Here is a 14,534-nt window from a genome sequence, read left to right as displayed (position 1 = left end):
ACAAATTGTAGCAATCGAAACTATTTCTCGTTACTTTTGCAGTAAATAAAAAGTCCATGTCGATAGAAGTAAACAGTATTTCAAAAAGTTACGGAGAGCAAAAAGCTTTAAATGAAATTTCTTTTAAAATTGAGAAAGGAGAAATCGTGGGATTTCTTGGCCCAAACGGAGCCGGAAAATCTACGTTGATGAAAATTTTGACCACTTATTTACTTGCCGATAGCGGTTCAGCCCTTGTAAATAGCCACGATGTCATGACAAACGCAAAAGAGGTACAACGCTCAATTGGATATTTACCGGAACACAATCCGTTGTATTTGGATTTGTATGTTCGTGAATATTTGGCTTTTAATGCTGATGTTTATAAAGTTTCAAAATCAAGAATTGAAGAAGTTATTCAACTGACAGGACTGACACCGGAAAGTCATAAAAAGATAAGCCAATTGTCAAAAGGATACCGCCAGCGTGTGGGACTTGCAAATGCTTTATTGCATAATCCTGATGTCTTAATTTTGGACGAACCAACTACAGGTCTGGATCCGAATCAATTAATGGAAATTCGAAATGTAATCAAAAATGTTGGGAAAGATAAAACTGTTTTTTTATCAACACACATCATGCAGGAAGTTGAAGCGATTTGCGATCGTGTCATAATTATTGACAAAGGACAAATAGTTGCCGACAACAAATTAGATCATTTAGTTTCGACAGATAAAGAGCAAGTAATTGAAGTTGAGTTTGATTACCAAGTTGAACAACAGCTTTTGGCAAAACTAGAAAACATCACTTCGTACGTAAATACGCATGACATGACATGGGAACTGACTTTTGTAACGGAGAAAGACATGCGCCCCGCAATATTTGATTTTGCTAATGAAAATGGTTTAAAAACATTGCAGCTAAATCAGAAAAACAAAAATCTGGAAGCTGTTTTCAGAGAAATCACCAAATAATATTTTTTCCACAACATATAAAGTCGGTTTGTTTTTTCACAAAACAAACCGGCTTTTCTTCTTTAACAAAGTTCGAAAAAATCTTTTTCAACTTTTCTGTTTTTTAGCAACAGCTTATTAACTCGTTATCAAACGATTAAAATTTTATTGCTTCTTTTTAACTATTTTTATTTAGACTTGATATAAATAATATTATATTTGCATATAGAATTATCGTAATTTCATGATTTAATCAACCTTTCGATTCTTGTTTTTTGTTTTTTTTTGTGTTAGTAAAGAGCCTGTTTGTAGTTAGCAGGCTCTTTTTATTTTTTTTTGAAACTATTATATTTCTAAATCAAGAATAGATGTTTTTAGCTCTTCCATAATGATCTTGATATCTTCCTCGTTAGTACGCCAATTCACAAATGACGCTCTAATTCCTTTTCTGCCTTTATAAACAGTCGGTGTCATAAAGACCTTTCCTTTATCATTGACGATGTTCAAAAACTCACCTACTTTCTCTTGATTATGACTTCCTTTTAAAGTAAAACAAACATTATTAAGCCTAATGGGAGCCAATAATTCAAAACTTTCTGTGGCAATCAAGGCGTTTCCAAAATGCAATGCCAACGAAGTACTGTTCTCCACAATATCTTTAAATCCTTCTTTTCCATAAGCACGCAAGGCAAACCAAGCAGGAAGCGCCCTCAAACGACGAGAATTTTCGGGAAGCACATTCAAATAATTAAAATTCTCCAACGGATTTCCTAAATAAGGCGCGTTCGAATTTTGAAATGTTTCAATCTGCAGATTTCCATGTTCTTTTTTGATCAAATAAAAAGCACTTTCATACGGCACATTCAGCCATTTATGACAATCAATTGTAATACTATCTGCACCTTCCCAACCTTCAACCAAATGTTTGAATTTTTCTGAAACAGCTGCAAAACCACCAAAAGCGGCATCGATATGCCACCAGAAATTATATTTATCACGTAATTTCGAAATGGCATCGAAATCATCAAAATCGGCTGTATTAACAGTTCCCGCGCTTGAAATCAAGATAAATGGTTTGCTACTTAATTTTTGAATATTTTCTTCTAAATCATGAAGATCAATTGCTTCACGATTGCCCTCGATTGTTTTTACCGTGGTATAATTTTGACTTCCAATTCCGAGCATTGACAGACACTTAATAGAAGAAGAATGTGGTGTTGCAGTAAGAATATTGATGGTTTCAGAGATTCCGTTTTTAGCAAAATCTTTTCCTAGTTGTTTTCCAAACCATTGTCTGGCAACACCTAAAGAAGTGAAATTGGACATGGTTGCACCTGTTACAAATCCGCCAAGAAATGAATCTGGCAATTCTAACAATTGCAGCAATAAATTGATTGTCTCAAATTCAATTAATGCCGATACGCCTCCTTGTGCTTTTACTGCCTGCGTATTTTGATCGTAAACCGAAGCAAGCCAGTCACCAACAATAGATGCTGGCGTTGAACCACCGGTAACAAAGCCTAAATAACGCGGTCCAGGAGAAGAAACCATTAAAGGAGCCAAACGCTCATTAAATTCCTTTAAAGCCTCAATCGAACCTAAGCCAAATTCGTTAAGATTATTTACAAGATCAATTGTATTTTTATTTGAGGTAGGAACATTATTGAGGTTATTTAGAAAATTAATCCCCTGTTGTTTTGCTTTTTCTAAGATATTTTCGAAATCGTTTAAATCATGTTGTAGTATTGAATTCATAGTATAGAGTTTTAAAGTCATAAAGTTAAAAGTCACAAAGTCAAAAGCTTAAGACTTTACAACCTTCGACTTTATGACTTTTGACTACATATTTAAGCTACCATTTTGTTTTTTCAGAGAACCTAGAAACCATCATAGAACAAATTACATCGCCGTTTGCATTTAATAAAGTGGCAATCGGATCAACCAGAGTTCCTAAAATCATGGCGACTGGAAGTGCTTGTTCCATCGGAAAACCATAAACGGTAATGGCTAAGATTTCACCAATATAGCCGCCATTTGGAATTCCGCCTTCAACAATCGAAACTACGACTGTAATTCCGAGTGCTAAAAGAATCGTCATCGGATCTGTAAAATCTTTCCCAAACATGGCGAATAAAAAAGTTATTTTTAAGATAGACGACATACTCGAACCGTCTTTGTGCAAAGGCGCTCCAAGCGGAATCACTAAGTTTCTAACATGTGCTGGAATTCCCATTTTTTCTGCTGCGTCCAGATTGGCTGGAATAGTAGCAATACTGCTGCAGGTTCCTACTGCAGTTAAAGATGGAGTTATGTTGTTACTCCAGAAAATTTTAAAAGCTCTTTTCCCTCCAGAGACAAGGGCATATAAACTGAAAAATACGAAGAAATAGAATACACAAGCTCCATAATAAACCGCCATTGGTTTTGCATAAACTCCCAATAATTGTGGTCCAAAAACTCCAACTTGATAAGCAAAATAAGCTCCTAGACCTATTGGTGCAGATTTCATTATGATATTCAAAAGCTGTTTCATGACTTCGTTTCCTGAATCTAAAAAACTCTTGAAAGCTTTTCCTTTTTCTCCCGATTGTAATGTTGCAAAACCAACTAAAAAAGAGAAAATAATCAACGCCAACATGCTTTTTCTGGACAATAATTCGAAGAAATCATTAGCGGTAAGCAGTTTTGCAATTTGATCTCCAGCCGATCCTGAGGCTACTTCTTCAAACGGAACTCTAGCAATTGCAATATCTTCATGAATTGGGAAAAGATAAACGGCAAAAATCATCACAATGGCCGAAATTAAAATGGTAGCGAGAAAAACCAAAATCATGATAACAAATAGTTTTCCTAATTTTTCTGTTCGTTCCAAATTAGCAATCGACGAACCAATCGTGAAAAAAATCAGTGGGATAATAGCTGTGAAAAGTAAATTCAGAAAAATATCTCCCAGCGGTTTTATGATCAAAACATCTTCTCCAAATACTAACCCAAAAATGCTCCCAATTATAATACCGCCAAGAAGCCATAAAATACTGCTGTAACTCTGCAAAAAATTGATTTTTTTTACTTCCATAATTGTAGCGGATTATAATTCAGATAGATTAATATAAAGAATGAAAGTACTCAAAAAATTTTGAAGATTTTTTTGCCACAAATTAAAAGATTAGAAAAGATTTTTTAATCTGTGTTAATCTCTTATCCCGATAGCTATCGGGAGTGGCAAAAAATCTATTTCTCCAAAACAATCGTAGTAAAAACCCTGTCGGCAAGTTCGCCCGTTTTACTTTTTACTTGTTCTGTCTGACTTTCAATGTAAACAATTTTAAAAGCTGTTTTTTCAATTAGTTTTTGTGCTTTTTCGGTGCTGTAAAGCTCAAATTCAAATTGAGTAAACGGAAGTTGTTTCATGAAATCTTCTTGAGCAAACGTCAAACAGAAGTTTCCATTTGGTTTTAAAACCCTATAAATTTCTGAAAGTAATTCTTCAGGCTTCTGCCAAAAATAAATCGTATTTACGGTAAATATTTTATCGAATAATCCATCTTCAAACGGAACTGCGTTTCCGTCATAAAGTGAAAAGAAAGCCTGTTTTTGAGAAACAAAATTTCGATTGATCTGGCGTGCTTCCTGAAACATCAGTTCTGACATTTCTAGTCCGTAATATTTTAGATTGTCTGCTTGTTCGAAAAGAAATTCAACATGGCCCCCATTTCCGTGACCCAATTCCAGAATTGTATTTTCTTTAGAAATATTGAGATTCTGAATCGAATGTTTGGTCATATTGATGTTCGTTTCGTTCATCATATTTCCCATTTCGATTCCCTTTTCTCCCGATGGATGTTTTAACTGAGAGGCTATGGCTTGTAATTCTTCTTGTTTCATAATGTCTAAATTAATGAAAAATTGAAAATAAAATTCCTGATGCCCTAGCCCAGATGGGAACGGCATCCTTTTGTGGCGGGGTTCGCCACAAAAGATACAGTGGACAGCTGGAATTAGCTCCTAAAACTTTTTATTCTTAGCCTTCCAGAAACAAGCTTAATTCATTTTTACCATTAAGGCATTAAGAAGATTGCGCCAAACTTTATGAGCTTAATTCTAAATGGTAAAAAAACTAAAAAACCTGACTTGCAATCTGGCGAATATTCTCAGATTTACCCATTGAATAATAGTGTAAAAACGGAACTCCCGCAGCTTTTAATTCTAATGACTGCTGAATCGCCCATTCGATTCCGACTTGTTTGATTTCAGCATTATTTTTACATTTATCTACAGCATCGATTAAATCTTCTGGCAAATCGATTCTGAAAATCTGTGGTAAAACTTGCAAGTGTCTTTGAACCGCAATTGGCTTAATTCCAGGAATAATCGGAATTGTGATTCCCATTTCTCTCGCTTTTTCTACAAAAGCAAAATATTTCGAATTGTCAAAAAACATTTGTGTTACCACATAATCTGCTCCTGCATCCACTTTTTCTTTTAATCGTTTTAAATCTGATTGTAAAGAAGGAGATTCTAAGTGTTTTTCCGGGTAACCCGCAACTCCAATACAGAAATCGGCCTTGTTATCAGCATCCATAACTTCGTGAAGGTATTTTCCACAGTTTAGATCGTTGATTTGTTTTACCAAATCAATCGCATAATGGTTACCGCCAGCTTTAGGTACAAAAGATTGTTCGTCTTTCATAGCATCTCCACGAAGCGCCATTACATTGTTGATTCCTAAATAATGACAGTCAACCAACATGTATTCGGTTTCTTCTTTGGTAAAACCACCGCAAAGCAAATGCGGAACGGTATCGACATTGTATTTATGTTTTATAGAAGCGCAAATTCCAAGCGTTCCTGGACGCATACGAGTTAATTTTTTATCCAAAAGTCCGTTACCACGGTCAATGTAAATATACTCTTCACGAGAAGTCGTCACATCAATAAACGGCGGTTTAAACTCCATCAACGGATCAATATTATCATATAATTCCTGAATACTTTTCCCCTTTTGAGGCGGAATAATTTCAAATGAGAATAATGTTTTTCCTTTGGCGTTTTCTATATGTTCTGTTACTTTCATTTATTTTTGGTTGATGGTTGATGGTTGATGGTTGATGGTTCTTGTGGAACTTTACAATCACAACTTCAACTACATTATTTTTTTATAATAATTAATAAATCCGTTTAATAACTTCTTGCACATTTCAATCTGTGCAAGTGCGATGTTAAAATTATTTTCTTCGATATATTTTTGATCAAAAGCCAAATAAAATTGAGTTTCCAATTCATATAGCGATCCTCTTGAAATATGAAGAAAATGTATTGTTTCTTTTGATGTTTGTCTTCCACAACCTTCTGCTATATTTGAAGGTATTGAAATTGATGCTCTTCGCATTTGATTCGTCAATCCAAATAACTCTTCTTTTGGAAACAATTTGGAAAAATCATACAATAAATTCACCAACTTCCTTGCTTCCAGCCATACATCCAATTTACTGTATTCCATTTTTGTTTTAGTTGTTTGTTGTCGGTTGATGGTTGTTAGTTATGATAGTTACCTAAATCAATTATTAACCAAAACCATCAACCATTCTAATCTGTGAAAATTATTGGTTCTTATAGTCAATCCATCAACTATCAACCAAAAACCATCAACCAATCTAATCTGCTATATTAGGATTTAACCATTTCATTGCGTAATCAAGTGGTACATTTCGGCGTTTGGCATAATCTGTAACCTGATCTTCTTTTATTTTTCCGAGGCCGAAATAGCGGCTTTTTGGGTTTCCAAAATAGTATCCTGAAACCGATGAAGCTGGCCACATCGCCATGCTTTCTGTTAGTTTCACCCCTATTTGTTTTTCAACATCCAAAAGCTTCCAAATTGTTGGTTTTTCCAAGTGGTCTGGACAAGCCGGATAACCCGGAGCAGGACGAATTCCTTTATAATTTTCTTTAATCAATTCTTCGTTGGTTAAAGATTCTTCACTATCATAACCCCAGAAATCTTTACGCACTCTTTCGTGAAGATATTCGGCGAAAGCCTCAGCAAAACGATCGGCAAGCGCTTTTACCATAATCGAATTGTAATCGTCTAAGTTCTTTTCGTATTCCGCTGCCCATTCATCAACACCAAAACCTGTGGTTACACAAAAAGCTCCCATATAATCTTCTATTCCGCTTTCTTTTGGCAGAATAAAATCGGCTAAAGCGATATTTGGAGCACCTTTTGTTTTTTGTGACTGCTGACGAAGCGTTAAGAATTTTTCTAAAACTTTTCCGTTTTCATCACGCAATTCGATATCGTCGTCATCAACCTGATTTGCAGGGAAAATTCCGTAAATACCTTTGGCTTTTAGTTTTTTCTCTTCCAGAATTACTTTCAACATCGCCTGAGCATCGTTAAAAACAGAAGTTGCTTGTTCGCCCACAACCTCATCTGTTAAAATCGTCGGATATTTTCCGTACAATTCCCAAGTCTGGAAAAATGGCGTCCAGTCGATATACGGAACCAAAACATCCAATTCTACTTCGATGGTTTGAGCACCGATTACTTTTGGTTTAACTGGAGTATATTCGCTCCAATCCAATGGTAATTTATTTTTACGAGCATCTTCAATCGTTAAGAAATTTTTATCTCTTGAACGATTTAAGAATGTTTCTCTAAACGAATCATATTCTGCACGAATATCTGCTGCATATATTTTTCTATTATGATCTAACAGATTTCCTGCAACAGTAACGGCTCTTGAAGCATCGTTCACGTGAATTACAGTTTCTCTGTATTGAGGCGCAATTTTCACGGCCGTATGTGCACGCGAAGTGGTTGCTCCACCAATCATAATCGGGATCTTGATATCTTGTTTGTCTAATTCTTTGGCCAAATAAACCATTTCGTCAAGCGAAGGCGTAATCAATCCGCTTAATCCGATAATGTCTACTTCATGTTCGATTGCCGCTGCAATAATTTTCTCTGGAGGAACCATTACACCTAAGTCAACAATCTCGTAATTGTTACAAGCCAAAACCACCGAAACGATGTTTTTACCAATATCGTGAACGTCTCCTTTTACAGTTGCCATCAAGATTTTTCCGTTTCCTTGTTTATCACCGGCTTGTTTGCTGGCTTCGATAAATGGCAATAAATAAGCCACCGCTTTTTTCATTACACGAGCCGATTTTACTACCTGCGGCAAGAACATTTTTCCGCTTCCGAATAAATCTCCAACCACATTCATTCCTGCCATTAAGTTGATCTCAATAACTTCGATTGGTTTTGTTGCCGCCAAACGTGCCTCTTCAACATCTTCTTCAATAAAAGCATCAATTCCTTTTACTAACGAATGCGTAATACGTTCTTGAACCGTTCCAAAACGCCATTCCTGAACGGCTTTTTCATCGCTTTTTGCTTCGCCTTTTACACTTTCAGCAAAATCCAAAAGTCTTTCGGTTGCATCGTCACGTCGGTCTAAAATTACGTCTTCAACGTATTCTAATAAATCTTTCGGAATATCATCGTAAATCGTCAACATCTCTGGATTAACGATTCCCATCGTCATTCCGTTTTTTATGGCGTGGTATAAAAACACCGAGTGCATCGCTTCACGAACCGTATCATTTCCTCTAAAAGAGAACGAAACGTTACTCACTCCACCACTGATATGTGCATGCGGAAGGTTTTCGCGAACCCATTTTGTTCCTCTAAAGAAATCCAATGCGTTCAATCTATGCTCTTCCATTCCCGTTGCAACTGGGAAAATATTTAAATCGAAAATAATATCCTGCGGAGGAAAGCCTACTTTGTTTACCAAAATATCATACGAACGCTGGCAGATTTCTACACGACGATCGTAATTATCCGCCTGACCTACTTCGTCAAAAGCCATAACAATCGCTGCCGCGCCGTAACGTTTGATTAATTTGGCATGGTGAATAAAAGCTTCTTCTCCCTCTTTTAACGAAATCGAGTTTACAACGCTTTTTCCTTGTACTACTTTTAGACCAGCTTCAATGATTTCCCATTTCGAGCTGTCGATCATAATTGGCACTCTCGAAATATCTGGTTCTGCAGCAATTAAATTCAAAAATTTAGTCATTGCAGTTACACCGTCAAGCATTCCTTCATCCATATTAATATCGATGATTTGTGCTCCACCTTCTACCTGCTGTCTTGCAATATCAAGCGCCTCGTCATATTTCTCTTCCTTGATTAATCTTAAGAATTTTCTTGAACCTGTTACATTCGTACGCTCTCCAACATTCACGAAAACACTTTCCGGCGTAATAATCAACGGTTCTAATCCTGATAATACAAGGTCTCTTCTTTTTTCTGTCATTTCTTTTAAAGTTACTGAGATTCTATCCCGATAGCTATCGGGACTTAGATTCTAAGTTTTTTATTCTATTTTCTTTCCTGCAAGGTTTTAAAAACCTTATAGGTATATTCGTTTTCAATATTTTAATTTGGGCGTGCCCCTCCGGGTCGGGCTATCCGTTACAAGTCCTCGCTCTTCCTTCGTCAGGCTGTGGGCTTTTCACTTCTATCCCTCACGCAAACTCGGTTTTATAAGACTATTTACGTTTTTCCGAATTTTTATTATTTTATTCTTCCAGCAATTTATCCAATTGATTCTGAAGCGTTTTTTTATCTGGCAAATACAATTGATATTTGCTCAATAAAACCTTATTTGTAATACTATCAGTAGCATATTCAACCAAAATATGATTTTTGTGTGCTCCCAATACAATACCAATTGGTTCATTATCTCCTTCTGTTGCTTCTTCTTTTTTAAAATAATTCAGATACAAATTCATTTGACCAATATCCTGATGATCAATTTCGCCTCTTTTTAAATCTACCAAAACAAAACATTTCAATATTCGATGATAAAAAAGCAAATCCAAATAAAAATGTTTTCCCCCAATGCTCATTCGGTATTGTCTGCCTATAAAAGCGAATCCTTTTCCCATTTCCATAATGAATTGCTGTAAATTGGAAATGATTTTTTCTTCCAGTTCATTTTCTAAATATTGATGTTGTTCAGGAATATTTAAAAAGTCCAATACAAAAGGATCTTTAATTAAATCTTCTGCATTTTCAACAATATGTCCTTCTTTAGCCAATCTCAAAACGCCTTCTTTGTCTTTGCTCAAAGCTAATCTTTCAAACAATGAACTCTTCATTTGACGTTTTAATTCTCTCACACTCCAACGCTCATGCTGACATTGTTTAGTATAAAAACTAATTTCTAATTCCGAGTCAGCTTTCAAAATTTCAAAATAATGACTCCAAGTCAATACGTGAGACAGTGTCTCACTTATTGGAAACGATAAATATAACTTACGCATGTATAAAAGATTAGATCTACTAAACCCTTTACCATAGGCTTGTACCAAATCCTTTGAAAGCCTTTCAAATAATTGACTTCCGTATTCTGCTTTTTGACTTCCTTTTTGCTCGAACTCTACGATATGTTGACCTATATACCAATAAGTTTGTACCAAAATTGTATTGACTGATTGTACAGCTTGTTGTCTACCTTGTTGCAACAAACTGCCAATTTTATCAATAAGTTCACTATATGGTTGTTTCTCTAGACTCATAATTAGCAATTAATACTTTCATTAGATCATCATTCAAAAACCGGAGCAACTCTTGGCTTGTAATCCTTTGCAACCTCAGCCATTAATCGAATATGATCTGGAGTTGTACCGCAACAACCGCCGATGATATTGATTAAATTATCTTCTAAATATTCTTTAATAAAAGCCTGAGTTTGTTCTGGTGTTTCATCGTATTGTCCGAAAGCATTTGGTAATCCTGCGTTTGGATGCGCCGAAACATTAAAGCTTGTATTGTGCGCTAATGTTTTTAAATACGGTTTCAACAAATCGGCTCCAAGAGCGCAATTGAATCCTACACTTAACAACGGAATATGCGAAACTGAAATCAAAAATGCTTCAACAGTTTGCCCAGAAAGTGTTCTTCCTGAAGCATCTGTAATGGTTCCTGAAACCATGATTGGAATATCCAGATTGCGTTCTTCTTTTACTTCTTCAATCGCAAAAAGCGCAGCTTTTGCGTTTAACGTATCGAAAATGGTTTCTACTAAAAGTAAATCACATCCTCCATCCATTAAAGCTTCAGCTTGTTGTTTGTACGCAATTCGTAAATCGTCAAACGTTACGGCTCTGTAACCTGGATCGTTTACATCTGGCGACATACTTGCTGTACGGTTTGTCGGCCCAATTGAACCGGCTACGAAACGTGGTTTTTCCGGATTTTTTGCGGTAAACTCATCGGCTACTTGTCTTGCGATTTTTGCCGATTCGTAGTTTAACTCGTAAACCAAATCTTCCATGTGATAATCGGCCATACCGATTGTCGTCCCTGAGAAGGTATTGGTTTCTACAATGTCGGCGCCTGCTTCGTAATAAGCGGCATGTACATCGCGGATCGCTTGTGGTTGTGTTAGGGATAGTAAATCGTTGTTTCCTTTTAACGGATGCGGGAAATCTTTGAAACGCTCTCCTCTGAAATCTTCTTCTGAGAAATTATAGCGCTGCAACATTGTTCCCATTGCTCCGTCAAGGATTAGGATATTTTTTTTTATTGCTTCTTTTATCGTAATTGCCATATTCTTTTGTTTTAGCTTCTAAGATCTATCCCGATAGCTATCGGGACTAAGATGCTAAGTTTTTTTTATTATGATTGTGAAGTTTAAACCTAACAGGTTTTTAAAACCTGTTAGGTTTGCTTCGGATATTTTTTTTAGATTAATTCCAAAAGTGCACTATTGTTGGCTCATTAGCCCCGATGGAAGCAAATATCCTTTTATTCTGGGGTTCAGAATAAAAGATATTTGTGTACAGCGGGAACTACTGACTGCAAAAATACGCCAATGATTCGCTCCTGATACAGCATCTGTTTCAGTAAATATTATATGTTATCGAGAAAAGTTTTGAGAAATACGAGTAATGTATTTGTGTTATCTATCTTTAATACTGGAAAATGTCGTATAAAGTAGAATTTAGCACCTTCTTTATGATAAAGGGTTGCTAAGGTTTCATCGGGTCTATCCCTCCGCCTTTCGTGATAACGAACAATAATTTTAAGAACAGTGCAAAGGTATGAAATAGGGTTTCGATTTGCAAATGTTTTTTTAAAGACGCTAAGACTCTAAGATACTGAGTTTCTAAGTTTAAAGTTTATCCCTCGATTTTCAAATATAGCCCGTGGTTTCAACCACAGGAAACGTATTGTGATTATCCGTTGCGTCTATTCGTTGTGTTCCAGTGGTTGAAACCACTGGCTATGTTTTATACATTTTTTGTTATACTGTTCAGCTTCGGAGGAGCATAATATTTATAGAAACAATTAACCAAGCAAATAAAAGCTCCAGCGGAGCGACACATTTGAGATATGTCGCTCCGCTGGAGCTCTTTTGCAAATGAATAATTTCTTTTCTATAAATATGTCATCCCTCTGGGATTCTGCGTGATGAATAAAAAAAGCCCAAACTAAAAGTTTGAGCTTTGTATATAAAAATCTTAGTGTCTTAGCAACTTAGAACCTTAGACAATCGCCTTCACAACCGCTTTTGGTGCTTCTTTACGAGTTCCGTCGAAACCGTCTACACCAGAAACTGTTGTATATTTCAATACGTATTTTTTACCTGGATTGATGATTGAGTAAGCAGCTTGGCACATTAAAGTTGCTTCGTGGAAACCACAAAGGATTAACTTTAATTTTCCTGGGTAAGTGTTGATATCTCCAATAGCGAAGATTCCAGGAATGTTTGTTTGGTAATCTAATGCATTATTTACTTTAATGGCATTTTTCTCGATTTCTAATCCCCAGTCTCCAATTGGACCCAATTTTGGAGTCAATCCGAAAAGCGGAATGAAATAATCGCAATCAATTTTACGGTGTGCTCCGTTTTCTTCGATATCTAATGATTCTACGTGTTCAGCACCGTTGATCCCGATAACTTCTGCTGGCGTGATCAATTTGATTTTTCCAGCTGATTTTAATTCCTGTACTTTTTCAACAGAATCTAAAGCTCCTCTAAATTCATTTCTGCGGTGAACTAAAGTTACTTCAGAAGCTACGTTTGCTAAGAAAATTGACCAGTCTAATGCTGAATCTCCTCCTCCTGCAATAACAACTCTTTTGTCTCTGAATTTCTCAGGATTTTTGATGAAGTATTTTACTCCTTTATCTTCATAAAACTCGATATCTTCGATAAGTGGTTTACGAGGCTCGAAACTTCCTAAACCTCCAGCGATTGCAATAACAGGCGCGTGGAATTTAGTTCCTTTATTTGAGGTTACAATGAAAGATCCGTCCTCTTGTTTGTCGATTGTTTCTGCACGTTCTCCTAATGTAAATCCTGGCTCAAATTGTTTGATTTGCTCCATTAAACCGTCAACTAAATCTCCGGCCAATACTTCTGGAAAACCTGGGATATCATAAATAGGCTTTTTAGGATATAATTCTGAAAGCTGTCCTCCTGGCTGAGGCAAAGCATCTAAAATGTGGCATTTTAATTTTAACAATCCTGCCTCAAATACGGCAAATAAACCTGTTGGGCCTGCTCCAATTATAAGTATATCTGTTTTAATCATTATGGTTGTTGTTTATAATCATTCTTAATAACGCAAAGAAACGAATAAATCCTTGTATTTTCTATGATTTTTATCATTAATTTCTTCCCGAAACCTTTTTACTCTTTATTTTTTAATGAAGAGGTTATCTCGTTCGTCCATCGGGTTAAAACCCGACGCTACAATATGAAACATTCCTCCGGAACTCTTACAATTCCTTATTTTTCAATGAATCGGTTATCTCGTTCATTCTTTTAACCTTTTCTTCAAAATTACCTTTTAAGGTCTTTCTGTATTCGTTTAGGTTCTCAACCATCTGATTGATATCTTCCGGAATTACTTCTTCGAAAAACTCACGTAATCTCTTTGCTGTCGTTGGCGATTTTCCGTTTGTTGAAATGGCTATTTTTACATTTCCTTTTGTTACGATTCCGCCTAGATAATAATCACATAAATCTGGCGTATCGGCGATATTGCAAATCAAATAGCGTTTTCTCGCTAAATCGTAAACCTTTTTATTGACTTCCAACTTGTCTGTGCAAGCGATTACCATGTGGCGCTTTTTGAGCATTTTCTTTTTAAACTTTTTTTCCGTCAATTTAACTGAAGGATGTTTTTCTGCTAAAACCTTAATTTCTAAATGAAAATCAGGCGCCACTACCTCAACATTAGCATTCGGACTTGATTTTAGCAAGAAAGAAAGCTTTTCCAGACCTACATTTCCTCCGCCCACAATTAAAACGTTCAAATTGTGAAGTTTTAGGAATATGGGATATAATTCGTTTTGTTCCATTTTAATTTAATTTCATCTAAACAAAATTAGATGATTTTTTGATGCGTATTGAATTAAATATCCATGCGTTCCCGAAGGTTGAAACCTCGGGCTATGTATTCCAATCTTTCGTTTTATTTCCCAGATTAAAATCCGACGTTATTACCATGCGTACATCGAGTTAAAACTCGACGCTACAATATGAATAGTTCCTTCTCCCTTGGGTTGAA

General features: G+C 35.9%; 11 protein-coding genes and 1 riboswitch. Of the genes, 1 reads left to right on the top strand and 10 read right to left on the bottom strand.

Annotation, left to right across the window (positions count from 1 at the left end; translation table 11 throughout):
• Nucleotides 1–56 precede the first annotated feature (56 nt).
• On the top strand, nt 57–953 hold the full coding sequence (gldA, locus tag H600_RS0109430; RefSeq protein WP_026728554.1) for a gliding motility-associated ABC transporter ATP-binding subunit GldA: 897 nt from the start codon (nt 57–59) through the stop codon (nt 951–953).
• Nucleotides 954–1,277: 324 nt separating this feature from the next.
• Here the strand turns inward: gldA and H600_RS0109425 are convergent, their stop codons facing one another.
• The 10 genes from H600_RS0109425 to H600_RS0109380 form a co-directional block, all read right to left on the bottom strand.
• Nucleotides 1,278–2,687, bottom strand: coding sequence for a pyridoxal phosphate-dependent decarboxylase family protein (locus H600_RS0109425; protein WP_026728553.1), 1,410 nt, complete (start codon nt 2,685–2,687; stop codon nt 1,278–1,280).
• 97 nt (nt 2,688–2,784) lie between these two features.
• Nucleotides 2,785–4,008, bottom strand: coding sequence for a dicarboxylate/amino acid:cation symporter (locus H600_RS0109420; RefSeq protein ID WP_026728552.1), 1,224 nt, complete (start codon nt 4,006–4,008; stop codon nt 2,785–2,787).
• A 155-nt stretch (nt 4,009–4,163) separates the two neighbouring features.
• Entirely contained in the window at nt 4,164–4,817 is a 654-nt protein-coding gene (locus H600_RS0109415) for a class I SAM-dependent methyltransferase (protein ID WP_026728551.1), read from the bottom strand.
• 232 nt (nt 4,818–5,049) lie between these two features.
• Nucleotides 5,050–6,006 carry a methylenetetrahydrofolate reductase [NAD(P)H] gene (metF, locus tag H600_RS0109410; RefSeq protein ID WP_026728550.1) on the bottom strand — a complete coding sequence of 319 codons (957 nt, stop codon included), beginning with the start codon at nt 6,004–6,006 and terminating at the stop codon, nt 5,050–5,052.
• A gap of 69 nt (nt 6,007–6,075) precedes the next feature.
• Nucleotides 6,076–6,432, bottom strand: a complete 357-nt coding sequence (locus H600_RS0109405) for a four helix bundle protein (protein ID WP_026728549.1) — start codon at nt 6,430–6,432, stop codon at nt 6,076–6,078.
• Between the two features lie 154 nt (nt 6,433–6,586).
• Nucleotides 6,587–9,262 carry a methionine synthase gene (gene metH / locus H600_RS21990; protein WP_084157371.1) on the bottom strand — a complete coding sequence of 892 codons (2,676 nt, stop codon included), beginning with the start codon at nt 9,260–9,262 and terminating at the stop codon, nt 6,587–6,589.
• 265 nt (nt 9,263–9,527) lie between these two features.
• The gene (locus H600_RS0109395) at nt 9,528–10,529 is read right to left on the bottom strand and encodes a PDDEXK nuclease domain-containing protein (protein ID WP_026728548.1); all 1,002 of its coding nucleotides are present in this window, start codon (nt 10,527–10,529) and stop codon (nt 9,528–9,530) included.
• Between the two features lie 29 nt (nt 10,530–10,558).
• Nucleotides 10,559–11,563 carry a homocysteine S-methyltransferase family protein gene (locus H600_RS0109390; protein ID WP_026728547.1) on the bottom strand — a complete coding sequence of 335 codons (1,005 nt, stop codon included), beginning with the start codon at nt 11,561–11,563 and terminating at the stop codon, nt 10,559–10,561.
• A gap of 348 nt (nt 11,564–11,911) precedes the next feature.
• Nucleotides 11,912–12,028, bottom strand: a riboswitch (SAM riboswitch).
• Between the two features lie 472 nt (nt 12,029–12,500).
• Nucleotides 12,501–13,553, bottom strand: coding sequence for an NAD(P)/FAD-dependent oxidoreductase (locus H600_RS0109385; protein ID WP_026728546.1), 1,053 nt, complete (start codon nt 13,551–13,553; stop codon nt 12,501–12,503).
• A 187-nt stretch (nt 13,554–13,740) separates the two neighbouring features.
• Nucleotides 13,741–14,325 carry a precorrin-2 dehydrogenase/sirohydrochlorin ferrochelatase family protein gene (locus H600_RS0109380; protein WP_026728545.1) on the bottom strand — a complete coding sequence of 195 codons (585 nt, stop codon included), beginning with the start codon at nt 14,323–14,325 and terminating at the stop codon, nt 13,741–13,743.
• Nucleotides 14,326–14,534 lie beyond the last annotated feature (209 nt).

The organism is Flavobacterium denitrificans DSM 15936 (assembly GCF_000425445.1).
Taxonomy (GTDB): domain Bacteria; phylum Bacteroidota; class Bacteroidia; order Flavobacteriales; family Flavobacteriaceae; genus Flavobacterium; species Flavobacterium denitrificans.
This window is presented reverse-complemented; position numbering and strand designations above follow the sequence as displayed.